This is a genomic window from Marinimicrobium hydrolyticum (assembly GCF_030848505.1).
Classification (GTDB): Bacteria; Pseudomonadota; Gammaproteobacteria; order Pseudomonadales; family Cellvibrionaceae; genus JAVDDU01.
Genome location: NZ_JAVDDU010000003.1, coordinates 172860 through 198565, shown reverse-complemented (window position 1 = coordinate 198565; position 25706 = coordinate 172860). Strand labels below are relative to the sequence as shown.

22 protein-coding genes and 1 pseudogene are annotated in these 25706 nt (G+C 54.7%); 18 read left to right on the top strand and 5 right to left on the bottom strand.

Annotated elements, in window-relative coordinates:
• Window positions 1–298 precede the first annotated feature (298 nt).
• The 5 genes and pseudogenes from RBH33_RS07015 to RBH33_RS06995 form a co-directional block, all read left to right on the top strand.
• Window positions 299–583 (top strand): annotated as a pseudogene (locus RBH33_RS07015) (iron-sulfur cluster biosynthesis family protein); the annotation flags it as partial.
• A gap of 39 nt (window positions 584–622) precedes the next feature.
• Entirely contained in the window at window positions 623–1141 is a 519-nt protein-coding gene (sufT, locus tag RBH33_RS07010) for a putative Fe-S cluster assembly protein SufT (protein WP_306731748.1), read from the top strand.
• A gap of 196 nt (window positions 1142–1337) precedes the next feature.
• On the top strand, window positions 1338–3032 hold the full coding sequence (locus RBH33_RS07005; RefSeq protein ID WP_306731443.1) for a carbon starvation CstA family protein: 1695 nt from the start codon (window positions 1338–1340) through the stop codon (window positions 3030–3032).
• On the top strand, window positions 3022–3279 hold the full coding sequence (locus RBH33_RS07000) for a cory-CC-star protein (RefSeq protein WP_306731442.1): 258 nt from the start codon (window positions 3022–3024) through the stop codon (window positions 3277–3279). Before RBH33_RS07005 ends, RBH33_RS07000 begins: the two co-directional genes overlap by 11 nt.
• A gap of 4 nt (window positions 3280–3283) precedes the next feature.
• Window positions 3284–4168 carry an ArsA family ATPase gene (locus RBH33_RS06995; protein WP_306731441.1) on the top strand — a complete coding sequence of 295 codons (885 nt, stop codon included), beginning with the start codon at window positions 3284–3286 and terminating at the stop codon, window positions 4166–4168.
• 432 nt (window positions 4169–4600) lie between these two features.
• Here RBH33_RS06995 and RBH33_RS06990 read toward each other — a convergent pair whose 3' ends face one another.
• Window positions 4601–4996 carry a YbaN family protein gene (locus tag RBH33_RS06990; RefSeq protein ID WP_306731440.1) on the bottom strand — a complete coding sequence of 132 codons (396 nt, stop codon included), beginning with the start codon at window positions 4994–4996 and terminating at the stop codon, window positions 4601–4603.
• 211 nt (window positions 4997–5207) lie between these two features.
• Between RBH33_RS06990 and RBH33_RS06985 the strand changes: the two genes are divergently transcribed.
• Window positions 5208–7592, top strand: coding sequence for a nitric-oxide reductase large subunit (locus RBH33_RS06985; RefSeq protein ID WP_306731439.1), 2385 nt, complete (start codon window positions 5208–5210; stop codon window positions 7590–7592).
• A gap of 72 nt (window positions 7593–7664) precedes the next feature.
• Window positions 7665–9011 (top strand): NADP-specific glutamate dehydrogenase, encoded by a 1347-nt coding sequence (gene gdhA, locus RBH33_RS06980; protein WP_306731438.1) that lies wholly within the window; start codon window positions 7665–7667, stop codon window positions 9009–9011.
• A 69-nt stretch (window positions 9012–9080) separates the two neighbouring features.
• Here gdhA and ubiT read toward each other — a convergent pair whose 3' ends face one another.
• A complete protein-coding gene (gene ubiT / locus RBH33_RS06975) occupies window positions 9081–9560 on the bottom strand; it encodes a ubiquinone anaerobic biosynthesis accessory factor UbiT (RefSeq protein ID WP_306731437.1) in 480 nt (159 codons plus the stop codon).
• A gap of 72 nt (window positions 9561–9632) precedes the next feature.
• Here ubiT and ubiU point away from each other — a divergent pair, with 72 nt between their 5' ends.
• The 7 genes from ubiU to RBH33_RS06940 all read left to right on the top strand — a co-directional run bounded on the left by ubiU (window position 9633) and on the right by RBH33_RS06940 (window position 16969).
• Window positions 9633–10628 carry a ubiquinone anaerobic biosynthesis protein UbiU gene (gene ubiU, locus RBH33_RS06970; RefSeq protein ID WP_306731436.1) on the top strand — a complete coding sequence of 332 codons (996 nt, stop codon included), beginning with the start codon at window positions 9633–9635 and terminating at the stop codon, window positions 10626–10628.
• Window positions 10625–11518 carry a U32 family peptidase gene (locus RBH33_RS06965; RefSeq protein ID WP_306731435.1) on the top strand — a complete coding sequence of 298 codons (894 nt, stop codon included), beginning with the start codon at window positions 10625–10627 and terminating at the stop codon, window positions 11516–11518. The genes ubiU and RBH33_RS06965 overlap by 4 nt, the downstream gene beginning before the upstream one ends.
• A 10-nt stretch (window positions 11519–11528) precedes the next feature.
• Entirely contained in the window at window positions 11529–12650 is a 1122-nt protein-coding gene (locus RBH33_RS06960; protein WP_306731434.1) for a methyltransferase, read from the top strand.
• Window positions 12647–14800 carry an adenosylcobalamin-dependent ribonucleoside-diphosphate reductase gene (locus tag RBH33_RS06955; protein ID WP_306731433.1) on the top strand — a complete coding sequence of 718 codons (2154 nt, stop codon included), beginning with the start codon at window positions 12647–12649 and terminating at the stop codon, window positions 14798–14800. The genes RBH33_RS06960 and RBH33_RS06955 overlap by 4 nt, the downstream gene beginning before the upstream one ends.
• An 11-nt stretch (window positions 14801–14811) precedes the next feature.
• Window positions 14812–15471, top strand: a complete 660-nt coding sequence (locus tag RBH33_RS06950) for a TSCPD domain-containing protein (protein WP_373568236.1) — start codon at window positions 14812–14814, stop codon at window positions 15469–15471.
• A 233-nt stretch (window positions 15472–15704) separates the two neighbouring features.
• The gene (locus RBH33_RS06945) at window positions 15705–16100 is read left to right on the top strand and encodes a putative zinc-binding protein (RefSeq protein ID WP_306731432.1); all 396 of its coding nucleotides are present in this window, start codon (window positions 15705–15707) and stop codon (window positions 16098–16100) included.
• 128 nt (window positions 16101–16228) lie between these two features.
• A complete protein-coding gene (locus RBH33_RS06940; RefSeq protein ID WP_306731431.1) occupies window positions 16229–16969 on the top strand; it encodes a class I SAM-dependent methyltransferase in 741 nt (246 codons plus the stop codon).
• 11 nt (window positions 16970–16980) lie between these two features.
• Here RBH33_RS06940 and RBH33_RS06935 read toward each other — a convergent pair whose 3' ends face one another.
• The gene (locus tag RBH33_RS06935) at window positions 16981–18045 is read right to left on the bottom strand and encodes an alpha/beta fold hydrolase (protein WP_306731430.1); all 1065 of its coding nucleotides are present in this window, start codon (window positions 18043–18045) and stop codon (window positions 16981–16983) included.
• 215 nt (window positions 18046–18260) lie between these two features.
• Between RBH33_RS06935 and RBH33_RS06930 the strand changes: the two genes are divergently transcribed.
• The 4 genes from RBH33_RS06930 (at window position 18261) to RBH33_RS06915 (ending at window position 23694) form a co-directional block, all read left to right on the top strand.
• Window positions 18261–19376: an HD-GYP domain-containing protein gene (locus tag RBH33_RS06930; RefSeq protein ID WP_306731429.1), complete on the top strand. Its 1116-nt coding sequence runs from the start codon at window positions 18261–18263 to the stop codon at window positions 19374–19376.
• A gap of 185 nt (window positions 19377–19561) precedes the next feature.
• Entirely contained in the window at window positions 19562–20677 is a 1116-nt protein-coding gene (locus RBH33_RS06925) for a hypothetical protein (RefSeq protein ID WP_306731428.1), read from the top strand.
• A 246-nt stretch (window positions 20678–20923) separates the two neighbouring features.
• A complete protein-coding gene (locus tag RBH33_RS06920) occupies window positions 20924–21298 on the top strand; it encodes a BlaI/MecI/CopY family transcriptional regulator (protein WP_306731427.1) in 375 nt (124 codons plus the stop codon).
• Entirely contained in the window at window positions 21295–23694 is a 2400-nt protein-coding gene (locus tag RBH33_RS06915; RefSeq protein WP_306731426.1) for a M56 family metallopeptidase, read from the top strand. Before RBH33_RS06920 ends, RBH33_RS06915 begins: the two co-directional genes overlap by 4 nt.
• Before the next feature lie 93 nt (window positions 23695–23787).
• Here RBH33_RS06915 and moeA read toward each other — a convergent pair whose 3' ends face one another.
• Together moeA and narL are read right to left on the bottom strand one after the other, a co-directional pair.
• Window positions 23788–25011, bottom strand: coding sequence for a molybdopterin molybdotransferase MoeA (moeA, locus tag RBH33_RS06910; RefSeq protein ID WP_306731425.1), 1224 nt, complete (start codon window positions 25009–25011; stop codon window positions 23788–23790).
• The gene (gene narL / locus RBH33_RS06905; RefSeq protein ID WP_306731424.1) at window positions 25011–25658 is read right to left on the bottom strand and encodes a two-component system response regulator NarL; all 648 of its coding nucleotides are present in this window, start codon (window positions 25656–25658) and stop codon (window positions 25011–25013) included. The genes moeA and narL overlap by 1 nt, the downstream gene beginning before the upstream one ends.
• Window positions 25659–25706 lie beyond the last annotated feature (48 nt).

Here is a 25706-nt window from a genome sequence, read left to right as displayed (position 1 = left end):
ATCCTCGCGAAAGCGGAAATCCATGTTTTTCTTATGGCGCTTTGGTCGAGTGCTGCGAGTGGGGCAGGCACACCCGGACACGCCGTGAACCCGTCCATGGGGGCTCGGATGCAGCATCCATGCTGCATACGGTCCGGGAATGCCTGCCCCACTCTCCGCTGTGCCACACTGGATGTTTCGGGAACTAAGAGACTTGAGGGAGGAGTTGTGTTCGTCCCCTTTTAATACCCGACTATTTTAATCAAGTATTCTCATGCCCGTCGCACAGTGGTAGCATAAACACCTGTTGGAGGAGTTTATGCAACCCAGTATTCGTATTACCGAACCGGCGCGAGAGTACCTGAAGGAGCTCCTCGCCAGCCATAAGGTTCCCGCCGCGCGCGTGTTTGTCACCGATCCAGGTACCGTCCGGGCAGAGACCTGCCTGGCTTATTGTCATCCCGGTGAAGAAGACTCCACCGATGAAGAAATTCAATTGCAGGGGCTACGGCTGTACCTGGAAAAGAAAAGCCTGCCGTTTTTGAAAGGTCTCGAAATCGACCTGAAAGAAAAACAGGAACAACCCCAAATCACCCTGCATGCGCCCAACGCCAAAAAACCCCAAAACGCCCAGGGCAGGGAAGTGGTGTTCGAGCGCGAGTGCCCGTCCAAAATGGTGCCTTCCGGGGAGGATCTATCAATCCCCCCCGGCGCCGAAGCCACCATTACCCAGGCGTTGGGTGCCAGCTATACCTTGCTCTACCACGGCAACCTGATCCGCATTGACGGCAAAGACGCAGACGCCATCGGATTGTCTTCCAATGCCCTGATTTTTGAGCCACCACACGACGGGCGTATCAGCAAAGATCAGGTATGGGAAGCCCTCTCCATGGTGTACGACCCGGAGATTCCCGTGAACATTGTCAGCTTGGGGTTGGTGTACCGGATGGACATTGATCAGGAGCGCGGTCATGTGGAGGTGGACATGACCTTGACCGCCCCCGGCTGTGGTATGGGTGATGTGCTGATAGAGGACGTGGAGCGTCGCCTGGCGGAAGTGCCTCATGTGCGCTCCAGTCACGTGCGTTTGGTATTCGATCCCCCCTGGGCCCGCCACATGATGAGTGAAGAGGCGCAGCTGGAAACCGGCCTGTTCTTTTAGCAATCCGTCGCGGAGTGCATAGAGAAGTATTTAAAGCGTGTCTCAAAACGTCGGGTGTCCAATTTGGGAACCCCGCTCAGCTCCCTTTCGCCTCACCGGCAAAGCTGCGAAAATAAGCGACTTCACGAATGTGTGCATCCATTAACCCGCTGGCTTGCATCAGCGAGTTGATAAGAATAAAGAGACAGAGCTGACTATGTACCCGATTCTTGTTGCCCTGGGCGGCTTTCTGGCGTTCTATCTGGGCTGGCGGTTTTACTCCCGCTTTCTCGCCGAGCGCTTGTTCAAGCTGGACCCGGACGCCGTCACCCCCGCTCATAAATACAACGACGGCCTGGACTTTATGCCCACGGACCGGTTTGTGTTGCTGGGGCATCACTTCTCCTCCGTGGCCGGCGCTGCGCCCATAATTGGTCCCGCCATTGCGGTAATTTGGGGTTGGCTACCGGCGCTGATTTGGATTCTACTGGGTACGGTGTTCATTGCCGGCATGCACGACATGAGCACCCTGTGGGCGTCGGTGCGGCACAAGGCGCGCTCCATCGGCAATATCGCCACGGAAGTTCTGGGGCCGCGCGCCAAGAGTCTGTTTCTGCTGCTGATCTTCTTCCTGCTGTTGATGGTCAACGCCGTATTCGCGGTGGCCATTGCGACCTTGTTTGTGAATTTCCCCGGCAGTTTGCTCCCCTACTGGCTGCAGATTCCCATTGCCATCACCATCGGCGTGCTGGCGTTTCGGACGCGTATACCGCTGCTGATTCCCTGCTTGATCGGCTTGGCACTGCTGGTGGGTTTGATCTTCGTGGGCGCGCAGGTGCCCGTGAGTTTGCCATCCGAAATGGCGGGTGTGCCGGACAGTGCCTGGTGGGTACTGATCATGCTGGGCTACGGGGCTTTGGCGTCTCGCTTGCCGGTTTGGATTCTGCTTCAGCCCAGGGACTTTATTAATTCCCATTTGCTGTTTATCGGCTTGGCGCTGTTGTACTTGGGATTGTTCGTGGCGCAGCCGGAGTTTGCCGCGCCCATGATCAACACGCAGTTGCCCGGTGACACGCCGCCCATTATTCCGCTGCTGTTTGTCACCGTGGCTTGCGGTGCTATTTCGGGCTTTCACGGCCTGGTCAGTTCCGGCACCAGTTCCCGGCAGTTGAACCGTGAAACGGATGCACGCTTTGTGGGCTACCTGGGCGCTACGGGTGAAGGCCTGTTGGCACTGGCGGCCCTCCTGGCGGTGTCCGCCGGTTTTGCCGGCATGGCGGAGTGGGGCGCCCACTATGATTCCTGGGCCTCAGCCAGCGCCGGAGGCATTGCCGCGTTCGCTCTGGGTGCGGGTAATCTATTAAGCAGTCTGGGCTTGCCAGTGGTGGTGGGCAGCACGCTGGTGTCCACCATGGTGGTGTGTTTCGCTGCCACTACCTTGGATACCTCCATGCGCCTGCAGCGATTTATTCTCGCCGAAATCGGTCGCGACTATAAAATGCCGGCACTCAGCAACGTCAATCTGGCCACGCTGATTACCTTTATCAGCTGCGCGGCCCTGGCGTTTCTTGCCGATCCGGATAATCCCGGCGGCGGTGGCATGATGCTTTGGCCGCTGTTTGGCACCACCAACCAGTTAATGGCCGGCTTGTCTTTGTTAGTCGTGACCCTGTTGCTGTGGAAACTGCGCCGTCCTGTTGTCTATACCCTGGTACCCTTTTTGTTGGTAGCAACCATGACCGCCTGGGCTATGCTCTACAACTTGTCCACCTATCTGGCTAACGGAAGCTGGATGCTGTTAATTATGGGCGGCATGATTTTCGCGCTGAACATTTGGCTGCTATTGGAGGGCGCGGTAGCGGCTCGGCGCTTAATGCGTGAACGTCGGCAGGAGGTTCAGGATGCTGGCTAAACTACGCCACTGGGGGCGCTTGTATCGGGATTTTTACGAACAGCCGTTTCGCCGTACAGTTGCCCTGGAAGAGCGCCGGCGCGATGATTTTTTTCGCCTGCTGGTGATGTCTGAAAGTCTGGGTTTGCCCAATCCCGCATCCTGGTACTGTCTAGAACTCATGCCCTTTGTGGTCGAAGACCTCCACGCCTGGCATCAGCGCATGGGCATGGAGCAGTGCCCTACCTGCGGTTTCCGCTGTTGCTGATGCCATGACCACACCGATTCTTTTTTTTGGTGGCAAAGGCGGGGTGGGTAAAACCACCTTGGCGGCCGCCACGGCTTTGGGCCTGGCCCAGCTCGGGCGACGCACTCTATTGATTTCCACTGACCCCGCCCATTCGCTTAGCGATCTCCTGGATCAACCGCTTGGGGATCAAGCCACGAACGTGGCTGCCAATTTGTGGGTGCGCGAGCTGGATCCGGACGCAGCACGAGAACACTACTTGGCTGCGGTGAAAGACAACATCCGCCGTTTCGCCGCGCCGGAATTTCTGCGCGAAGCCGAGCGTCAAGTGGAGTTGGCGGGCATGCACCCCGGCGCCACCGAATCTGCGTTGTTTGAAGCCCTGTGCCGACAGTTGGATGAACTTGAGCAGTGGGACCACATCATTGTGGACACGGCTCCCACAGGACACACTCTGCATTTGTTAACTCTGCCGGAATCCATGCAAGCTTGGACTCAGGCTCTATTGGCCCATCAACTCGATGCTCGCCCTGGAAACCTACCTGAGCGTGACGATCCTCGGCGCCGCGCGCGGGATCTCTTGCAAGCTCGGCAGGATTTATTTCAACGCACCCGTACTCGCCTACAGGATCCACGGCTCACAGGTTTCGTTCTGGTGGTCAATGATGATCGTTTAAGTGTTAGCGAAGGCGTCCGCGCACGGGAAACACTTGAACGCGCGCGCGTTTCCATTCCAGCTTTAATTATCAACCGAACGGTTCGGCCGGAATCGCAGGTGCGTGAAGCCGTCGAGTCTCGCTTTCCCAAATTAACACAAGTCGTGGTTCCAGCTGCGGAAACAACGCCACAGGGGTTGGCTGACCTCAAGCGCCTCGCCGTTTATTTGCAAGACGCCGGGTTGATTCACTGAGCGTCTCTTTGATTAAAGAGTAGGTGCGCGCAAATCTTTAACTTCTCGCTCCGGGAAAGCAGGGATCCAATTGAAACTCCCACCCAATGGCTTTTTGGTCGAGTGCTGCGAGTGGGGCAGGCACACCCGGACAGTCCGGGAATGCCTGCCCCACTCTCTGCGGTGCCGCGCTGATACTTTCGGGAAGTTAGAGAGGGACCACTTTCAGACTCTCGCACTCCAGTGATCCTAGCCCAAGTAGGGGGATTGGTCTCGTTTCGGAGCAATTAGCTATCAGAGCGGGAGGAAAGGCTAGCCTGCGTTTTGAGACCCTCGGAGGCAGGATGCCGACGCGGAGCGTACAGGGATGTATTTACAGCGTGTCTCAAAATGCAGGCTAGCCTTTCCAGGTTGGTCAAAAGTATGAACGTCTTTATTTATCTTGTTTTTACCTCACCCACGCACATCCGGACGCGTCAGCAAAAAAGTCGCAACACCAATAAACAATAAAGTAATAGCGGCCAGTACCACCTTGTGAGTACCGACGAAGAACAATACCCACCAACTCATCAGCAGCAGTATGATCGCCACAACTTTGGCTTTCCGGGGTATGGCCCGCTGTGTGCGCCAAGCGCGAAGGTTGGGCCCAAATACCGGGTGCTCATCCAACCACCTTCCCAACCGGGGCGAGCCTTTAGGCGCTGCCCAGGCCGCCACCAGCAAAAAAGGCGTAGTAGGCAGCAGCGGTAATACCACACCAGCAGTACCCAAACCGACGCAGCCCCAAGTCAGAAACAGCCACGGGATGCGCCCGATTTTTTCCGCCCAACCTTGAGAAAGCACATTCATGATTTTCTTCCCCTCAAAACGCCCATCAGGATTAAAATTTAAAACATGAATATAGTTTACATCTTTTAAGGGTGGAATTACACTTCGTTAAGATGCAAATTATATGAATCTTATATTAACGGAGGAAAAATGACGGCCCTGCACAAATCCATATTCGACTCCCTAGGAGTCCCCATTCAGTGCGTCCCCAGAAGGGATGCGGAGGTGAAAAATGCGTGAGTACAAAAAACTGTGGTGGCTCCTGATTGGGATCCTCGCGTTTACTTTCGGATTGCTCGGTTATTTCGGGGCCGAAGTGTATCGAGAAAAACCGCCCATTCCAGCACAAGTAATAACTCAGGATGGCACGGTGTTAATGACCGAAGAGTCGATCCTGGACGGGCAAACCGCCTGGCAATCCGTGGGCGGAATGCAGTTGGGTTCCATCTGGGGGCACGGCGCTTATCAAGCTCCAGACTGGACGGCTGACTGGCTGCACCGTGAGCTTCAGGCATGGCTCAATCTGGCCGCTATGGAAGAATTTGGAGTTCCATACAGCGAATTGGGTGGGCGAGATCAAAGTAATTTGCAGTACGATCTTAAAATCGCTTATAGAACTAACACCTATCAGCCGGACAGCAGTAGCCTTATTGTTTCTGATCGGCGCGCTGAAGCCATCGCACAAACGGCGGATTACTACAGTCGTTTATTCGGCGGCTCCCCCGAGTTGACCACGACTCGCCAAAGCTACGCCATGAAAGAAGTCACCCTGCCCAGTGAAGAGCGCCGTCAACGTATGACGGAGTTCTTTTTCTGGACTGCTTGGGCCGCTGCCACAGAGCGGGCTCCTGGAGGTGCGACTTATACCAATAACTGGCCTCACGAACCCCTAATTGATAACCGCCCTACGGCGGAAAACGTCGTGTGGTCGATCATCAGTGTGGTTTTATTGATCGCCGGTGTTGGTGCGCTTGTTTGGGGTTGGGCCTTCTTGCGTCGCCATGATGAAGAAGAACCAATCGCGCCTGCGGTGGATCCCATTAGCACAATCAACCTTACGCCTTCACAAAAAGCCCTAGGCAAATACCTGATCGCGGTTGTCGGCCTGTTCGTGTTTCAAGTTTTCCTTGGTGGCTTTACGGCGCACTATACAGTTGAAGGCCAAAGCTTTTATGGGATCAACACGTCTGAGTGGTTCCCTTACAGCTTAGTGCGCACCTGGCACATTCAAGCGGCCATGTTCTGGATTGCCACCGGTTTTCTGGCCGCAGGTCTGTTTCTGGCTCCCATTATTAACGGGGGCAAGGATCCAAAGTTCCAAAAAATCGGTGTGGACATTTTGTTCTGGGCTTTGATCTTGGTGGTGGTTGGTTCCTTTGCAGGCAACTTCTTCGCCATCGCACAAATCATGCCACCGAACTGGAGCTTCTGGCTTGGCCATCAGGGGTACGAGTATGTTGACCTAGGAAGATTGTGGCAGATTGGCAAGTACCTGGGCATCATCTTCTGGCTAGTACTGATGTTACGTGCTGTTGGCCCAGCGCTACGCCAACCCGGTGACAAAAACCTCCTGGCATTGCTTGCTGCATCTGTCGTGGCCATCGGTCTTTTCTACGGCGCCGGGTTGTTCTATGGTGAGCGTACTCACTTATCTGTTATGGAGTATTGGCGCTGGTGGGTAGTACACCTGTGGGTTGAAGGTTTCTTTGAAGTGTTTGCGACAGCCGCGCTGGCGTTTATCTTCTGCAGCATGGGGCTGGTTTCCCGGACCATGGCGACGGCTGCCACTTTGGCGTCTGCGTCTCTGTTCATGCTCGGCGGCGTACCCGGTACTTTCCACCACTTGTACTTCTCTGGTACTACCACGCCAGTGATGGCCATTGGCGCGACCTTCAGCGCCCTGGAGGTCGTACCCTTGGTAGTGTTGGGTTATGAGGCATGGGAAAACTGGCGCCTCAAAACTCGCGCCGTGTGGATGCAACGCATCAAGTGGCCACTGATTTTCTTTGTGGCGGTTGCCTTTTGGAACATGCTTGGCGCCGGCGTCTTGGGCTTTATGATCAACCCGCCCATCGCTCTTTACTATGTACAGGGTTTGAACACCACGCCAACTCACGCCCACGCGGCTCTGTTTGGAGTGTATGGATTCCTGGCGCTGGGCTTCTGCCTGCTTATCCTTCGCTACATCCGTCCGCACCTGGTGTTTGATGACAAGCTCATGAAGACGGCGTTCTGGTGGTTGAATGGCGGCTTAGTGTTAATGTTGTTCACTAGTCTGTTGCCCATTGGTATTATCCAGTTTGTCGCCAGTGCTTCCGAAGGCCTGTGGTATGCCCGTAGTGAATCCTTTATGCAAACGGCCCTATTGCAGAACCTGCGCTGGGTGCGTACCTTCGGAGACGTGGTGTTTATCATTGGTGCTCTGGCGGTTGCCTGGCAAGTGGTCAAAGGCTTGTACTTTCCTACTGAACCCACGTTGGATATTGTGGGTGGGCCGGAAGGTCCGGGTAAGGTGGCCCCGGCTTACGCTGAGTCAGATAGCGCCATGGCGTTGGCTCACCAGGGCGAACCCAGCACCGTTGGAGTTAGTGCCATAGGAGATGCAGACGCGAAATAAAAAGGTGTTACTCAAACTGCGAGGGTGCGCACGCACCTTCGCAGTTTTTTGTTCTTAATGAGGAGGGCATTAATGCCTACTATTCGACAGCGTATTGAGACTATCTACGACGAGGTTGTCAGTCGTAATCCCGGTGAGGTTGAATTTCATCAGGCTGTCAAGGAAGTCATCGAATCTCTGGAACCGGTGGTGCGAAAGTACCCGCACTACGCCGAGCAGAAAATAATTGAACGCATTTGTGAGCCGGAACGGCAAATCATTTTTAGAGTTCCCTGGCATGACGATAAGGGAGAAGTGCGCATCAATCGCGGCTTTCGCGTGGGTTTTAACAGCGCATTGGGGCCCTATAAAGGCGGGCTGCGCTTCCATCCTTCGGTGCTGCTCGGCACCATTAAATTTCTCGCGTTCGAACAGACCTTCAAAAATGCCTTGACCGGTTTGCCCATTGGCAGCGGCAAGGGTGGCTCGGACTTTGACCCCAAGGGTCGATCCGATGCGGAAATGATGCGCTTTTGCCAAAGTTTTATGACCGAGCTCTATCGGCACATCGGTGAGATGACCGACGTACCCGCCGGCGATATAGGCGTGGGTGCGCGGGAGATCGGCTACCTGTTTGGTCAATACAAACGCATCACCAATCGCTACGAGTCTGGCGTGCTTACGGGAAAGAGTCCCAGCTGGGGTGGCGCTCTGGTACGCAAAGAATCCACCGGCTACGGTACAGTATTTTTTACCGAAGCCATGCTTAAAGCCAAAAAAATGGACCTACAAGGCCAAACCTGTGTCGTGTCCGGTTCAGGTAACGTGGCGATCTATGCCATACAGCAGTTACAGGCCCTGGGTGCAAAAGTGGTTGCCTGTTCGGACTCATCCGGAGTGATTTATCACAAGAGTGGGATCCACTTGGAGACAGTGCAACGTTTGAAAGAGGTGGAGCGTAAGCGCATTAAAGAATACGCTTCGGAGCACAAAGACGCCGAATACCTGGAAGGCGGAAACATTTGGACTATCCCTTGCGAGGTTGCCCTACCTTGCGCAACTCAGAATGAATTGAACGGGGATTCCGCACGTACCTTGGTGGCCAATGGTTGTATCGCCGTGGCCGAAGGGGCCAACATGCCCACTACTCCAGAGGGGGTGCAGGTCTTCCAAAAGGCAGGTATCGCCTTTGGGCCGGGCAAGGCTGCAAATGCGGGCGGCGTAGCAACGTCCGCATTGGAGATGCAACAAAACGCCAGTCGTGATGCCTGGTCTTTTGAGCACACCGAAGCGAGGTTGCGGGAAATTATGGGCAACATTCACACCGATTGTTACCGTACCGCTGAAGAGTTTGGGGCGCCGGGTAACTACGTTCATGGTGCAAATATTGTCAGCTTCCGGCGCGTTGCCGAGGCGATGCTGGCTTTTGGTTTGATCTAAAGTTGTTCGGCCTATGGTGTAGTTGGGGAGGCGTAAGAGTGCGAACTCTTCTGCCTCCCCGAATTTTTCTCATGGAGTCGCAGGGAGCTTTTCGAGTAGCTGAACGATAGGGCGGGGGAGGATAGCTTCAATCTCCAGTGTGTCGAGGAAGTTCTTGACGTGCAAGCCAAGCTCCGTATCGCCGTTCAGGGAAAGCCGTCGCGAAAAAAATAACGTGTCTGGATCAACCTTTCCGCCTATGAGTGTTAGAAAAACCATCAAATCCCCTTTGATAGTCACATCCCCTTGCTGATCCGATAAGCTTACCTTTAGTTGTTGGTTCTTTTCCGTCAGAGAAAAGTTTAGCCCGATATCCACAACCTGAACCGATACGCTCCTGCCATTCATAAACGAAAGTTCACCCTGGCGCAAAGAATTTTTTAGCGTCTGATTGATAGCCCACTCCAATCCACACGCCTGAAAAAAATTTGGCAGCGGGTACAGTGTTACTCGTATAAGTTTGGGAGCCCACTGTACCACCTTAGTGGTAATGCCTTTTTCTGTCTTCATGGTGTATCGTCTCGTACGACATAAGATTCAGATTACCTTCTCTCAATATTCAAATATTTGCAAGGGTGCTCAATGGAATTACTTTGCCCCGCCGGAAGTTTGCACGCACTAAAGGCGGCGTTAAAGGAAGGGGCGGACGCCGTGTATGTGGGCCTGCGCAATAAAACCAATGCGCGTCGATTCGCGGGCCTGAATCTTGACTTTGATGGAATTAAAGCGGCTGCCGACGAGGCGCACCGTCAAGATCGAAGACTATATGTAGCCATAAATACATTTGCTCATCCCAGCGATTGGCATCAGTGGCAGAGAGCTGTCGACGACTCTGTGAGAGCGGGCGCTGATGTACTGATTATTGCGGATTTGGCAGTGCTCGGCTATGCAGCTGAAACCTACCCGCAAGTGCCCCGGCATTTATCCGTCCAAGCCTCCGCCACCAATGCGGCAGCAATTGACTTTTATCGGCGTCTTTACGGTGTAAGTCGTGTAGTACTTCCTCGCGTTCTATCCATGCAACAAGTTACAGCACTCGCTCAGACTGTGGACGCTGAGCTGGAAGTTTTTGCGTTCGGCAGTCTTTGCATTATGGCTGAGGGGCGCTGCTACCTCAGTTCTTATCTCACGGGGGAGTCTCCCAACAATTCCGGTGCTTGCTCGCCAGCGCAATTTGTGCGCTGGGAAGAGAGCGATAAGGGTTTGCATTCGCGGTTGAATGGCTATCTGATTGATTCTTTCCAGGAGCACGAGACGGCTGGCTACCCTACGCTTTGCAAAGGACGTTTTACGGTGGATGACCACAGCTACCATGTGCTCGAAGAGCCAACCAGTTTGAACACGCTCGGGTTGTTGCCGGAGCTGTACCAACAAGGAATCAAGTCCGTCAAAATTGAAGGACGCCAAAGAAGCCCAGCCTATGTCCGTCAGGTTACGCGTATCTGGCGAGCTGCCCTCGATCGGCTTTTGGCTGACCCAGAGGCATACGCAGTCGAGGCAGAATGGCAGCGAGCTTTAAGCACGCTTTCTGAAGGCAGTCAGACCACCCTGGGTGCTTACCACAGGAGCTGGCGATGAAATTTTCACTAGGCCCCATTCTCTACTATTGGGAGAAAGCCAAAGTAGAAGCCTTTTACCGGGATGCTGCCGAATCCGAGGCGGACGTTGTCTATCTGGGTGAAACTGTTTGTTCCAAACGCCGGGAACTGAAGCTCAGCGATTACATGAAGTTGGCCCATAACTTACGTGAAGCTGGTAAGGAAGTCGTCTTGTCTACTATGACATTGCTGGAATCTCCGGCGGACTTGCGCGAGCTCCGGCGCTACTGTGAAAACGGAGAATTTCACCTGGAAGCCAACGATGTGGGCGCTATAGAGTTATTACGAGCTCAGGGGCTCGGATTTGTTGCCGGCAGCGCTATCAATTGTTATAACGCACAGACGTTGCAGCGTCTCCTGTCCTTGGGAATGCGGCGTTGGCTGGTGCCGGTGGAGTTGTCCAGAGATTGGCTTTCTCAAATTTTGTCCGTGCCCGAAATCCAGGCACTGAGGCACACATTTGAAGTAGAGGTGTTGGGTTTTGGTCACTTGCCTTTGGCTTGGTCCGCGCGGTGCTTTACTGCACGCTCTTACAACAAACCTAAGGATGACTGTGGTCTGTGTTGCATTCACCATCCTGAGGGCCGGCCAGTACACAATCTGGAAGGGCTGCGGGTATTCACCTTGAACGGCGTTCAAACGCTGTCGGGTAGCCGTAATAATTTAGTTAATGATCTCCCGGGGATGACAGGCTTGGTGGACGTAGTTCGCTTGAGCCCCGAACCAGAGTCGACCTTCGAGTGGTTGCGGAAGTTTTACGCCGCCGATCGATGGGGACGACGCCAGGCTCTGGCCCCCGGCGATATCAACGGCTATTGGCATAAAGTAGAGGGCATCCGACTTTTGGATGAACCCTTGGGCGAACTATGAGGAAATAACTATGTCCCTGAAGAACGATACGCGAGCACCCATTCGCCGGCGTAAGGCTGGTCCCGGCGCAGCGGTAGAGGCGCGCTCCAAGGCTCAGAAAATTGCATTTGGGCCAGTAATTTTCTACGCCGCCGTGGTGATGCGAGACACCGGCTTGCTGGCCTTGTTGGCGAGGTCATTTCCAGCGGGCCTTACGGTGGAAGAGCTGTGTCGGCAGTCGGGGCTATCGCACTACGCGGTGTCAGTGCTGACCGATCTGGCTGTGGATGCGGACATCGTTCGCTACCGGGATGATCATCTGGTGCTGGAAGACCTGGGGTACTTTCTCATGAACGACACCATGACCCGGGTAAATATGGATTTTGTCCGGGACATTTGCTACCAAGCTTTGCCGTTCCTGCAGGAGTCCTTGCAGCAAGGCCACCCGGCCGGGCTACACACCCTGGGTGACTGGGACAATGTTTACCAGGGCCTGTCCTCACTCAAAGAACCCGCCCGTTCCAGTTGGTTTCGTTTCGATCACTACTATTCCGATCAGGTATTTGACACTCTGCTGCCCATCGTTTTCCGGCGCCCCGTGCGTCGCTTGCTTGATGTGGGCGCCAATACCGGCCGCTGGAGCCTCAAATGCCTCGACTACGACCCCGATGTCGAGTTGGTGATGGTCGATCTTCCCGGACAGCTCGCGCTGGCTAAAGAAAACGTCGAAGAGCACGGGTCAATCGACCGGGTTAGCTTTTGTGCCATGGATGTCTTGGCTGAGGATGCCAGAATTCCCGAGGGTTGCGATACTATTTGGATGAGTCAGTTCCTGGATTGTTTTGCTCCTCACGAAATCGAATCCATCCTCACCAGAGCGGCACAAACCATGAGCAGCGAAGCGCGCCTGTACATACTGGAGCCCTTCTCGGATCATCAGCAGTTTACCGCCGCCTCTTTAAGTCTCAATGCCACATCCCTGTATTTTTCTTGCGTGGCGAATGGTAATAGCCGCATGTACTCCTACCGGGAATTCGCGCCCCTGATCAGCACCGCTGGCTTGGAGATCGAGACCGAGCACCATTTGAGTTTCGGACATAGTCTTCTGATCTGTCGAGTAACCCCTCAAACACAAAGGACACTCCAGCGATGAGCAAATCCAAAAGCCAGCCCCCGCTAAAACAGCCAACCTACGAAGCCGAGTCCCTTCAGGATGCCTCCTGGGATATATGGGATCAGAAGTACCGGCTCAAGGGGCACCAGGGTGAAAACATCGATGAAACGGTGGAGAGCACCTGGGAGCGAGTTGCCGGGGCATTAGCGGCTCTGGAACCCAAGCAACAGGAGCACTGGAAGCAGCAGTTCCTGTGGGCGCTGGAAAACGGCGCCATTCCCGCCGGCCGCATTGTTTCCAATGCAGGGGCCAGTGAATACAAGCCGGCCACGTCTACCATCAACTGCACGGTGTCCGGGACCATCGAAGACTCCATGCAGGACATTCTGTACAAAAACCTGGAAGCAGGGCTGACCCTAAAAGCCGGGTGTGGGATTGGCTACGAGTTTTCCACCTTGCGGCCCAAAGGTGCCTACGTTTCCGGTGCCGGTGCGACCACCTCGGGCCCACTGTCGTTTATGGATATCTTCGACAAGATGTGTTTCACCATCTCTTCCGCTGGCGGACGCCGGGGCGCCCAGATGGCCACCTTCGATGTGCATCACCCGGATGTGGGCGAGTTCATCCGAGCGAAGCGAGAAGCGGGAAGGCTGCGTCAATTCAACCTGTCACTGTTGATCACGGAAGACTTTATTCAAGCGGTTAAATCCGGAGCTACCTGGCATTTGTCGTTTCCAGTCACGCGTCGTGATCAGGAGCGTGAGCCGATAACGCTTTCCGACAGTCAGCAGGTTGTCTGGCGGCGGCTTGATCACCTGAGCGGCGACTACCTGCGTAATGAGCAGGGGGAAGTGGCCTGTAAGGTCTATAAGAAAATTCCGGCACGACAATTGTGGAATCAGATCATGACCTCCACATACGATTTCGCGGAGCCGGGATTTATCCTTATCGACCAAGTGAATGAATGGAACAACAACTGGTTCTGCGAAGATATCCGCGCGACTAACCCGTGCGGTGAGCAGCCTCTGCCTCCGTACGGCAGTTGTTTGCTGGGTTCCATTAACCTAACCAAATGCGTTGTGAACCCGTTCACCGAGCAAGCCGAGTTTGATTGGGAAAAATTCCGCACCCTGGTGGCGGTGTTTACCCGCATGCTGGACAACGTGGTGGAGGTGAACGGTCTAGCCCTGGCCGAACAGCGTCGGGAGATCGAAAGCAAACGCCGCCACGGCATGGGTTTCCTCGGGCTGGGTTCCACGCTCACCATGTTAACGATTCCCTACGGTAGCCCCGCCTCCATTGCCTTTACCGAGCAGGTGAGCAAAGAACTAGCGTTGACCGGCTGGCGCGAGGGTTTAGCCCTCGCACAGGAAAAAGGCGTGGCGCCGATCATGGAGGAAACCTTCGAGATCACGCCCACCCTAATCGCCAAGCGACCAGCGCTGGCCGAGCAGTACCAGGTGGGCGATCAGGTTCCGGGCAAAGTGCTACTGGCCCGCTATAGCCGATACATGCAACAAATTGCCGAAGAAGATCCGGAACTGGTTGACGCTATCGCCGAACACGGCTGCCGGTTTACCCATCACAGCTCCATCGCACCTACCGGTACTATCTCCCTATCTCTGGCCAACAATGCCAGCAACGGCATAGAGCCCAGCTTTGCCCATCATTACGCGCGCAACGTGATTCGCAGCGGTCGCAAAAGCAAGGAAAAGGTGGATGTGTTTTCCTACGAACTGCTGCACTACCGACGCTTAATCGAACCCAATGCCAAGCCCTATCCCGAGCCGGGCGAATCGGGCCTGCCGGATTACTTTGTGGTGAGTGATCAGATTACTCCCGAGCAGCATGTGGACGTACAAGCTGCGGCGCAGAAGTGGATCGACTCCTCCATTTCCAAAACCATCAATGTGCCCACGGACATTCCTTACGAAAAATTCAAAGACATTTATCTGTACGCCCACGAAAAAGGTCTAAAGGGCTGCACCACCTTCCGGTTTAATCCGGAAGCGTTCCAAGGCGTGCTGGTTAAACAGCAGGACCTGGAGAACACGGTGTACGTTTTTGAACTGGAGGACGGGTCCCGAGTGGAACTTAAAGGACACGAAGAGGTGGAGTATGACGGGGAAACCCACACGGCGGCGAATCTCTACGAGGCCTTAAAAGAAGGCTACTACGGCAAGTTTTAGGAGGCATACCCGTGAACGCAAAAGTCATCGACAAGAAAATTACCGGCTTCTCCATAAAACTGCCGGAAGAAAATGTACCCGCCATCGAGCAAATGCATGAAAAACTGGAGCGTCCGGAGCTGCTGCAAGGGGCAACCTACAAGATCAAAACACCGCTGTCCGATCACGCTCTGTACATTACCATCAACGACGTGGTGCTGAACCCCGGAACAGATCACGAAGTTCGCCGGCCCTTTGAGATTTTTATCAACTCCAAAAACCTGGAGCACTTTCAATGGGTGGTGGCCTTAACGCGAGTGATTTCCGCCGTGTTCCGCAAAGGCGGGGATGTCACCTTTTTGGTGGAAGAGCTTAAGGCGGTATTTGACCCTCAAGGGGGCTACTTCAAGTCCGGCGGACGCTTCATGCCCTCGCTAGTGGCCGAAATCGGGGACGCCATCGAAGCGCACATGAAGAGTATTGGTTTAATTGAGGAAGAGCCTCTGTCCCCAGCTCAGCGAGAAGTGCTGGAGCAGAAGCGGCAGGAATATGAGGCCAAGCACCATTTGCAGGGTGAAACCGGCGAATTCCCGTCCACCGCTGAGTTGTGTCTTAAATGCCATACGAAAGCTGTGATCATGATGGACGGGTGTCGGACGTGTTTGAGCTGTGGAGCCTCTAAGTGCGGCTAGCAGGCTGTGAAGAACTACCTGCGTTGCCGCTGCCGCGTTAAAAATGGTCTCAACATGCTCATTTATGACATATAAACTCCGCTGTTTCGACCATTTTTGCCTAGCATCGGCTGCCTCGCTAACGTTCTTCAGCAGCCTGCTCTGAGCGACCATCTCGAGTTTGATTAACATCAAAGTCGGCTGGTGAGTGCTTTGTTACTGTCTAGCTCTGCCAAGTTAAGAGGAGCAGAGTGATGACTCTCAAAGAAAAACCCCTGGTGTACAGTTGCTCAGGCGGTTCCAATGTGGCCCAGCTTGCGAACGATATTGCCGTGGTGATGGGGCGCGAGGGATTGGCTCAAATGTCCTGTATCGCCGGTGTTGGCGGCGACGTGAAGAAGATGGTGCGCATTGCCACCTCGGGGCGAGACATCTGTGCCATCGATGGTTGTGCCCTGGCATGCGTCAAAAAAACCCTGGCGCGTCACAATGTCACGCCCAAATGGCACGTGGAGTTAACCGGCCTGGGTTTGGTAAAACGCGATGGCGAAGCGTGCACGATCAGCGAGCATTACCACGCGTTGCGCCATGTTTACCGCACCACGGGGCTGGTGGAAGATGGCAAAGTCCTGAATTCTGACATTGCTTAATTCCTAACGTTTCTGGCTCGCATCTACTGTGGCCGGGAGGCGCGGTAGCGTCGCGGCTTCTATTACGTCGGGTACTGGTGTATTGTTTGGTGACTAGGGACTGTTCAAACAATAATACACGGTAGCCCATGACTGATTCCGACATAAACGCCAGCACCGTCCAGTACACCAATCAAACGTTTTACGATTCTCTTTGGGCTGGAGTACGGCTTGTAGAGCCGCGTCAGTTCAACACTTGGCCGGTGATTGAGGCTTTGGCGCAAACCGCCCCCGACCGCTTGGAAGTGGGTGCGGGTATGCGCCCAAGGTTACCCATTCAGGGGACACACTTTGCCGACATCAGTGAGCCCGCGCTGGAAGCACTGGCCAAGCGCGGCGGCAAGGTCAAGGTTGCCAGCATCGGTGAATTACCTTACGACGACTCCTCTTTCGATCTGGTGTGCGCGCTGGACATCATCGAGCACGTGGAGGACGACCAAAGGGCGCTGGCGGAATTGTGCCGAGTGGCCAAACCGGGCGCGACGGTGCTGCTGTCCACGCCGCTGCACATGGATTGTTGGACGGAATTCGACACCTTGGTGGGCCACTACCGGCGCTACGAACCGGATCAACTGCGCGAACTTCTCGACCAACATCAGCTTCGAGTGTGTCAGAGCGGCATTTACGGCATGAAACCCAAATCCTCTTGGCTGGTGGATTGGGGTATGAATCAATTGCAAAAAAATCCTCAGCGGGCGCTGTGGTGGTACAACCGGGTCTTCATGCCCATGGGGCTTCGTTTTCAGAAACCGCTGGCGTTGCAGTCTGGGTTGATGGACTTGGATGCCCTGGCAGAAATCTTTTTGGTGTGCGAACTGGCTAAGCAATAGCGGCCGCCATATTAAGGGTTTTCGTCTGAGCTAGAGCCGGACAACTGCTCAAGAAACGCCAGTATTTGCCCGCTAATGTCATCAATATATCCATGGGGAATATCATGCCCCAGACCTTCCACCCAATAGGTGCGCGCATCGGGAATCACCTCGGCGGTGTGCTCGCCATGAGCGAGCGGAATGAGCGGATCATGGGTTCCGTGTATCACCAGCGTTGGCGTATCAATATGAGCAAGGCGTTCCGGCCGGGAGGCTGAGCGCCCAATCGCCCTTTGGTGTCGAAGCGGCGCAAAGGTGTTGTAACCGCGGCGGATTCGCTCGTTATAGAGCACCTGTTGGGCCACCTCCTCAACGTCCATTTCCTGCTCGGGGTTATCCCGTAAAATCAGGCGAAGCGTAATCGCTAGGCGAATCATGTTTTCTTCGCCGCCGATCAAACCGTACTTGAGCGACGCCCGGAGCATATCGAAAATAACCCGATAAGAAACGCCCGGCAAACTGGCATCGTCAATATCCGCAGACGACATTAACGATATCAGCGAGGCTACCCGCTGAGGGTGGTTAATGGCCATCTCCTGAGCGATCATGCCGCCCATGGATAACCCCACTACGTGCGCTTGGTCGACACCCACCGCATCAAGTACAGCGATGCTGTCATCAGCCATATCCGCCAGGTCGTAGGGCTCACCGGGCCACCAAACACCTTGCCAGTCGGACAGGCCAGTATCCCGATGGTCATAACGAATGACTTGATAGCCCGCGTCTACAAACGCATCGACAAAATCCGGGGACCAATTCAACGAGTCGGTGGCGATGCCCATGATCAGCATGACCGTGCCTCTTGGAGGCGCTTCGGTGCCAATGCGCTCGTACCAAATTGCCGTGCCGTTGGACTGGGCCAGGCCCGACTCACCTCGAACCAACTCGGGCACAGGTTCGCGTGTTGCACGTTCAATAACTTGTTCGGTATTTTCCGGCAGCTCCGGCCCGAAGTGGTACAGGTGCACAACAATGGCCGCTAGGACTAACAGCAGCAAAAGGCCGAATACTTTTAACGTCTTTTTAAACCGTGCCATTAAAGCCGTCCTTATCCATGGAAACCTTGGAACTGATGTGGCGCATTTTGACTAATTCCGGGCCAGGGCTATACTCAAATTATCTAAGCCGGGCGTTCGTCGCTTCCGGTGATGGTTCGTTGTGGATCAGGAATATAAGGTTGCCCCAGACGACAGCCCGACTGTCTGGCCAGGGATCACAAAGCTGCAACCCGTGCTTTCATAGGGTGCCGGTTATGGCAGACCTAATCAAGCTGAGCCGATCGGAGATTCGCGTAGGCAGGCCGCTTCCTTGGCCCGTGTTTAACGTCGAAGGCAAGCTGCTGCTCAAACAAGGCCATATCGTCGAGAACGAGGCGCAATTGGAGCGTTTACTCGCTCGCGGTAGCCATCCTCCGTTTCCCGATGGCGTGCGAGCCAAGTCGGATGACGCGACTTACGCGGAAAAAAACCAACCTTTCGTTGAATATCTGTCGTTACTGGCCCGGTTGGACAGTGCGCTGGATGCCGTCGCCAAGAAAGTCCCCGTACACCGCCGCCTCATTGAACTGAGCGAACGCATCGATGAGCTAAGCCGGGAGGATGCTGACGCTTGCCTGGCGTTGATTCACCTTTATAGCCCCGACTCCAGCGCCGCGGAACAGAGCTTGTTCTGCGCCTTTCTTTGCGCACTGCTGGGTGAAAAAATGGGCGTTGAGGCGCAGCGGCTCAGCGCACTGACAAGTGCAGGGCTCACCGCCAACCTGGCCCTGCTGCCTTACCAGGACAAGTTGAATGGGCTTAAGGGGGCGCTCACGCCCGAGCAGAGAAATATCGTTGAGAAGCACCCGTTAATCAGCGTCGCGGCGTTGCAAGCGACCGATGTTCAGGATTCTCTTTGGTTGCAGATTATTCTCCAGCACCATGAGAGATCCAACGGCAAGGGTTACCCGAAGCAGGCCACGGACACTCACTTTCTCCCGGAGGCGCGCATAGTAGCCGCGTGTGAAAGCTACCTTGCCATGATCAGCAATCGCGGCTACCGGGATCGGCTCCTGCCTTCGACTGCGATGTTAACCTTGCAGCAAGCCGACCAAAGCGAAACGGAAAGTCAGGTGGTGGACGCATTGAGCGAACTGCTCGGCCCCTTCGCACCCGGCTGCTTTGTGCAGCTGGCCAATCAGGAACTCGCCTTGGTTACCCACCGAGGCAAAACCCCGGATTGCCCGCGCGTGCATGCACTGGTATCCGCTTCCGGAAAGCCCTTCTTTGGCAGTTTTGCTCGGGATACCCGCCTCGAAGAGTTTCGACCGGTTAAGCAGGTGCCACCCGTCAGCTTGGCCTCAATTAATGTCCCCGCATTATGGGATTAGACCGATCACCAAGCATGCTCGACAGAAGCGGAAGCCCATTTTTTTGGGAAGGTGGCCGAAACAAGGGCAGACGCAAAGAATAAGAAATACAGAGGCGTTCGACGAAGTTTTGATGGCTCATTTTGTGACGCACCAATAAAACGGTACACTGGCGATCTTATAAGAACGATAAGCCGGTGCTGCAAATGAGCCCTCCAAGAAGTCGAACATTGCTTCTGTCACTGCTGCTGAGCTTTGTCTGGGGCGCAGATGCGCAGCGGGTTTACGCTTCAACAGAAGGGGCCTCTCACTGGGCAAGTGCGAGCGACAATGGTCCGTCTGACGAATACATTCCTCCGTTAGATGACAGCGACCCTCAGTCGGATTCAGTCAGCAGCGACAACAATGATTTACCGACGGAAGTAGCCCGCCTTCACGCTGAAAATATCCTGGCGGAGCGGGATAGGCTAGGCGTGCCTACTCATCATAAAGACTATCCGCTGGTGCCAGGCTGTGAGCCCGTCGATGGCTCGAGGGTTCTGCCCGCAGCCGATCTTACCCATCACCTCGTATCCAGAGGTGTCTGTTTGCCAGCGCAATGGATCGATGGCCTGTTTGCCGGGCCTGAAGGTGACCCCTACGCAGCGCGTACTCTCTTCCGAGTGATCTACGCACCGCGTTGGCAGCAAGAAGAACTTCACCTGGCGGGTACGCGTTTTGACGGCCAGGTCAGCTTGCATCATATCTCCAACAAATTATCTTTGATTCTTCGAAGTGATGACAAAGACGATGATCTTCTGCGCGAGCGGCTGGACCTTGAGCGCCCAGATGATCGGGGAATGTCCCGCGCTGCACTGCGCTGGGCTACCGCGCTGGGCAGGCATGCAAGCTCTGGTACCGATGTTGGACTTCGGGGCAGCACGGCCTTTGTGCGTACGCGGTTTCGGTATAACCAACGCCTGTTCTGGGACATTCACAGCCGGTTAAATCAGGAGTTCTATTGGCGCGATAATCAGGAGCGACGAGGATATGTTACAGAGCTGCAGCTTGGCCGTGTGTTAACCGAAAACACCACCTTGCGGCTTACTTCAACGGCGGAATCAAACTCCGCTCTGCGTCAACAGGATACTGGGAGTGGCAACAAAGCATCAGCCATTTCTGGAGGCTGGCCCACCGAGCGGGCATTCAAACGGTTCTACGTGTTGAGGGGGAGTATGACAGCAGTAACAGGGTGGAGAACTATCAGTTCAGCGTCCGGTACCGTAGCAGTTTATGGCGGCCGTGGATGTATTATGAAATTGAGCCCTTTGCTCTACAGCTAAGGGAACAGGATTTTGATACCTCGACGGGCTTACTGGTGCGGTTCGAGGTGCAATTTGGTGATTATTTTTGAAATCGCTAGAACCGCCAGCTCTCGCTTAGCTTTTGCTTGTCTGTGTCCTGGACACTATTGCCCTTATTTCCTTTCGCAATCAATCCATCTATTCCTTACAGCAAAGTAATACTTGTTATCTACGAACTCTTTCGTACAATAAGTACGAAAGAGTTCGTAGATTATGGAGTCGCCTATGCAAAGTCCCACGCGGTCGGAACTGGAGATACTGGAAATCCTCTGGTCGGAGGGGGAGGCGACGGCGCAGACGGTTAACACGCGCTTAAGCGCCGCCAAGCCGGTGGGCTACACAGGCACCCTGAAATTAATGCAGCTGATGCATCAAAAAGGCCTGCTGGATCGCCGTCGTGAAGGCAGAAGCCATGTGTATGTGCCGCTGATCAGTGAGGCGGAGGCCAAGAGTGGTCTGTTGCATAAATTTATTGACGCTACATTTGGAGGATCCGCCAGCCGCATGATGATGCAGCTGTTGGGCAACAAGAAAGTTTCCAAACAGGAGCTGGAGGAAATACGCCGCTACCTGGATCAACTGGAGGAGGATGACCAGTGAACACTTTCAGCGAATGGCTCAGCGGCCAACTACTTTACTCGCTCGGGTGGACTTTGTTGCACTCGGTGTGGCAGGCAGCGTTGGTGGCATTACTACTAGCGGTTGCCCTTTTCCTTAGGCGCAGGTGGAGCGCTCCGAAACGTTACCTCTTGTGTGCCACCGCACTGCTGGCGCTGGTTATCAGTAGCGTCTTCACCTTCAGCCACTATTACCAGGCCATGGGCGATGTCATTGCCCGAGCGCAGTTATCGGCCGCATCTGCTGGCGGGAATGGGAATGGGGCTACAGGCTGGGTTGTGCAGGCCAATGCGCTGATCAATCAATACATGCCACACCTGGTACTCGCCTGGCTGCTCGGCACTGTGATGTTTGGCTTGCGATATTGCTTTGCCTGGGGCTACTGCCAGAGGCTGAAAACGGTGATGAGTACCGACGCATCCCAAGCCTGGCAAAACCGAGTAGTAGCACTGGCGGACCTCATTGGCTTGGAACGCCATGTGCGTCTCAAGGTGAGCCAACGTTTGACGGTGCCCTGTGTGATTGGTCATGTAAAGCCGGTGGTGCTTATGCCGGCGGCATTGTTGACCCGGCTTACGCCCGCCGAGCTGGAAGCCATTTTGCTGCATGAGCTGGCGCACGTTCTTAGGCACGACTATCTGCTCGGCCTGATTCAAAGTTTTATCAAAACGCTGTACTTCTTCAACCTTCCGGTCTACTGGATCTGCGCGCAAATGGATCGCGAGCGCGAAAACGCCTGCGACGATATTGCCGCTTCCCAGTGCGGTGATCGGCTGTTCTACGCACAGACACTGAAGCTTTTCTCAGAACTGTCTTTACAAGCCCAACAAGGAGGGCCCGCCATGGCTGTTACCGGCAACAAGTACTCAATTCTCGCACGCATTCAGCGCCTTTTCGAAACCTCATCGGTCAAAGGGCATTCTTTTGAAGGTATGCTCTCCAGCGCCGCTATGCTCGCACTGGCGTTTGTGCTTGGTCTACAAGCACAAACGTCCCAAGCCCGGGAAAGCTTTCCCGACATCCAAAGCGTGGATGATGGTGCCGTTCGGGGATTGATTGAAGAATACAAAACCCATATTCACGCTGACGGCGACAAACCGAGCCTGATTACCCGGCTGGTTTCTGTGCCGACCCTGGAGGCGATGACGGACTCCGAGCGCCAAGCCTTTGCCGCCTATCTGGAGGAGGAGCTTTGGGCCGAGTCCCATCAACACAAACCTATTGATGACGGCTGGGATCATTTGGATAGCCAGGGACGAGAGGAATTACGACGGGCTTGGTTCGATGCGGCATACAGTCATTTCCTACAGTTTCTCCGTGCGCCATACAGTCAAGCCGAGTCGTTTATGATTAATGTGCCCGACGTGGCCGATCCCGTTGAAGTTAAACTTTTTGAACGAGGCCGCCTTGAAGCGTCCATACCTGCGGGTGTGGTTGAAGCCCTGCGTAATGGTGAACTGGAGCAGGTCCAAACTGAGCGCATGGTGATCCGGTTGACGGACGAGCAGCGGCTATTGATATCCGTGGCGGTGGAGTCAACGCCTCCTGAAACCTTGAAGCATGCGGTGCGTTTGGGCGACGACCATACAGATCGGCCCCAAGGCTTTTATCTCTTTACCCAGGGATTGCCCGACGATCCGTCGCATTCCGTATTCTACTTCGACGGTGGGTTCTATCAGGTAACTTTAGGTGCACCCTATGTGGAGAAGCTGATGGCCAAGGAGTTGTTCTCCGTCGGGAATGGATCCGCAGGCCTGCAACTCACCAACGTGGCCACGCTGGATGTCGCCCTGGAACCGGATTTTGGGAAAGTGTTGACGCGCCGAATCATCCGCCTGCTGCACGATACTTACACTCCCATTGTACCGGGCTATGTGGAAGGGGAAATGGAGGAAAAACTCGCCCAATTGCCAGCGGACATTGCGGACTTCCTGTACACGCAAGAACAGCTGGACCGCTTCGTTCTCGCTAGTGAATTGAGCGAGGGCGAGCCTATGCCCAAGGGGTTTCAGGACGTGATGCGCCGATCTATCCAAAATAATCGGATCGACGAATTGCTGGAACGGCTTGATGAAGAGAATCTGCTCGAAAATCTTCGCGATGAAACCAGGCATATCATAGTCAATGACTCTATTTGGATAACGCTGGTACCGCGTCGGGCACACAGCAGTGAAACGGTGTTTAGTCTGGAAATGAAGGATAAACCATTTAGCCTGTTGCTATCCGTCAGCGAAAACCACTGCCCAGACAACGACTATCCCGAACACTATGGGGAGCTAGACCACACCGTATCCATTTACGGAGATGATTTAACCTGCGGCGACATGGAGAGGGCATTGAGCGGCTTGTCGCGACAGGCGGCCAATCAGCCGGGTTAATCAATTTGCGAGTTGATTCGGTTGTTCTTAGCCCTCGCTCGCGGGGGCTTTTTTGTTCTAAATGACAAGAAAACTCTAGCACCCACGCTGCCGCTAAAGGATAAACCGATCAAAGGGAACAACTTGCACCGTTTCACCTTCCTCAACAGTGCCGCGTTCCTGTTCCAGCACCACATAGCAGTTAGCGCCGGCAAATGACGTCAATACGCCCGATCCTTGAGGACCTGTGCTGCTGACGATGTTCTCGCCTTCCTGGACTCTTAAAGTGGCTCGCTGAAAATCCTGGCGGCCCGGGCGTTTTTTGTAGCGGCTGGCGGCGGTGGCGTTGAGGGTGATCGGTTGTTCAGTCACTTCGCCGGCCATGGCGCGCAGTACCGGCAAAGCCAATTGATGCAGAGTAACCATGGCTGACACCGGGTTGCCGGGCAGGCCAAAAAAGCAAGCGCGGCCCAGTGAGCCGAAGGCGAACGGCTTGCCGGGTTTTATGGCCACTTTCCAGAAATTGATCTCGCCCAGTTCATCAAGTATGTCTTTCACAAAGTCCGCTTCGCCCACCGATACGCCGCCGCTGGAAATAACCGCGTCCGCTCGCTGGCTGGCATTTTGTAAAGTGGCGCGGATGGCGTCTTCCCGGTCGGGTATTAAGCCCAGGTCGATGACTTCCACATTCAAACGTTGTAACAAGGCCACAATGCCGTAACGATTGCTGTCGTAAATCTGTCCGGCCGTCAGTGGCTGTCCGGGCGCGGTAAGTTCATCGCCGGTGGACAGTACAGCTACTTTCAAACGACGGTAAACCTCGGCCTCAGCCACACCCAGGGACGCCAGTAGCGCAACATCTACCGGGCTGAGTCGATGGCCTTTTGAAAGTACTCGATCGCCCTGTGCTATATCTTCACCGGCCCGGCGAATGTTTTCACCCGGTCGGGGAGTTTGCGTAACGTTGATGTGCTGTCCGTCGATGCGCGTATTTTCCTGCATAACCACGGCATCGGCACCGGTGGGAATCACAGCACCCGTAGTAATGCGCACACATTGGCCGGGCTCGAGCGAACCTTGAAAAGCGTGGCCGGCCAAGGATTGCCCCGCCAAGTGTAGAGGTTTGTCGGCATCTTGTGCGCGTAGGGCGTAGCCATCCATGGCGGAGTTATCGTGGCCGGGTACATTCAGTTGGGCGTGAATATCTTCCGCGAGTATGCGGTCCAGCAGTTGATTCAATGCGAGTTGTTCGAAGTCCGCCGGAGGGTTTACGGCTTCGAGCATCCGGTCGATGGCCGTGACTACCGGGAGCAGCTTCGGTTCGTCGCAACAAGCCATTAGCGGTGTTCCTGGTTGATCATCCAAACGGCCGCTTCCACGCGGGAGCGTAGGCCGAGCTTTTTGAGCATGTGTTTTACGTGTACTTTGACGGTGCCGTCAGAAATGTCCAACTCCCGAGCGATGAGTTTGTTGCTCAAGCCTTGTGCAATCAGTTTTAGAATTTCCGCTTCGCGTGCGGTCAGGCTTTCCATTTTGGCGGAGGCACTTTGTTGGGGCTTGCGGATGGCGGTGGCGAGCGCTTGGGTAACCGCTTCGCTCATCACCATTTTACCCTGCAGTGAGCGCTCAATTTGTTCCAGCAATTGCTCGGGCTCCATGTCTTTGAGCAAATAGCCATCGGCACCGCGGGTAATGGCTTCGACCACATCTTCATCGGCATCGGACACGGTGAGCATCACAATGCGCGAGGTCACACCCGCATCGCGCAATTTGCTGAGTGTTTCCAAACCATCCATGCCCTGCATGTTCAAGTCCAGCAGAATTAAGTCCGGGTCCAGTTCCGTGCCCTGACGGATGGCATCGGGGCCGTTGCTGGCCTGGGCAATCACTTCCAAATTGTCGGTTAAATCGATCAATTGCTGCAGACCTTTACGCAGCAGCGGATGATCGTCAACCAGCATAACGCTGTTGGCATTTGTTTCCATTGGGGCCTCCCAAAATGAGCTTATGCAGGCATTGTCGGCGCCGCAGAT

Coding starts and splice junctions, on each gene's coding strand:
- RBH33_RS07005 (WP_306731443.1), top strand. CDS start 1,338: ATGTACCCGATTCTTGTTGCCCTGGGCGGCTTTCTGGCGTTCTATCTG.
- RBH33_RS06945 (WP_306731432.1), top strand. CDS start 15,705: ATGACTCTCAAAGAAAAACCCCTGGTGTACAGTTGCTCAGGCGGTTCC.
- narL (WP_306731424.1), bottom strand. CDS start 25,658: ATGGAAACAAATGCCAACAGCGTTATGCTGGTTGACGATCATCCGCTG.
- RBH33_RS07000 (WP_306731442.1), top strand. CDS start 3,022: ATGCTGGCTAAACTACGCCACTGGGGGCGCTTGTATCGGGATTTTTAC.
- RBH33_RS06990 (WP_306731440.1), bottom strand. CDS start 4,996: ATGAATGTGCTTTCTCAAGGTTGGGCGGAAAAAATCGGGCGCATCCCG.
- gdhA (WP_306731438.1), top strand. CDS start 7,665: ATGCCTACTATTCGACAGCGTATTGAGACTATCTACGACGAGGTTGTC.
- ubiU (WP_306731436.1), top strand. CDS start 9,633: ATGGAATTACTTTGCCCCGCCGGAAGTTTGCACGCACTAAAGGCGGCG.
- RBH33_RS06925 (WP_306731428.1), top strand. CDS start 19,562: ATGAGCCCTCCAAGAAGTCGAACATTGCTTCTGTCACTGCTGCTGAGC.
- RBH33_RS06940 (WP_306731431.1), top strand. CDS start 16,229: ATGACTGATTCCGACATAAACGCCAGCACCGTCCAGTACACCAATCAA.
- RBH33_RS06965 (WP_306731435.1), top strand. CDS start 10,625: ATGAAATTTTCACTAGGCCCCATTCTCTACTATTGGGAGAAAGCCAAA.
- ubiT (WP_306731437.1), bottom strand. CDS start 9,560: ATGAAGACAGAAAAAGGCATTACCACTAAGGTGGTACAGTGGGCTCCC.
- RBH33_RS06935 (WP_306731430.1), bottom strand. CDS start 18,045: ATGGCACGGTTTAAAAAGACGTTAAAAGTATTCGGCCTTTTGCTGCTG.
- RBH33_RS06920 (WP_306731427.1), top strand. CDS start 20,924: ATGCAAAGTCCCACGCGGTCGGAACTGGAGATACTGGAAATCCTCTGG.
- RBH33_RS06955 (WP_306731433.1), top strand. CDS start 12,647: ATGAGCAAATCCAAAAGCCAGCCCCCGCTAAAACAGCCAACCTACGAA.
- RBH33_RS06960 (WP_306731434.1), top strand. CDS start 11,529: ATGTCCCTGAAGAACGATACGCGAGCACCCATTCGCCGGCGTAAGGCT.
- RBH33_RS06995 (WP_306731441.1), top strand. CDS start 3,284: ATGACCACACCGATTCTTTTTTTTGGTGGCAAAGGCGGGGTGGGTAAA.
- RBH33_RS06930 (WP_306731429.1), top strand. CDS start 18,261: ATGGCAGACCTAATCAAGCTGAGCCGATCGGAGATTCGCGTAGGCAGG.
- moeA (WP_306731425.1), bottom strand. CDS start 25,011: ATGGCTTGTTGCGACGAACCGAAGCTGCTCCCGGTAGTCACGGCCATC.
- RBH33_RS06985 (WP_306731439.1), top strand. CDS start 5,208: ATGCGTGAGTACAAAAAACTGTGGTGGCTCCTGATTGGGATCCTCGCG.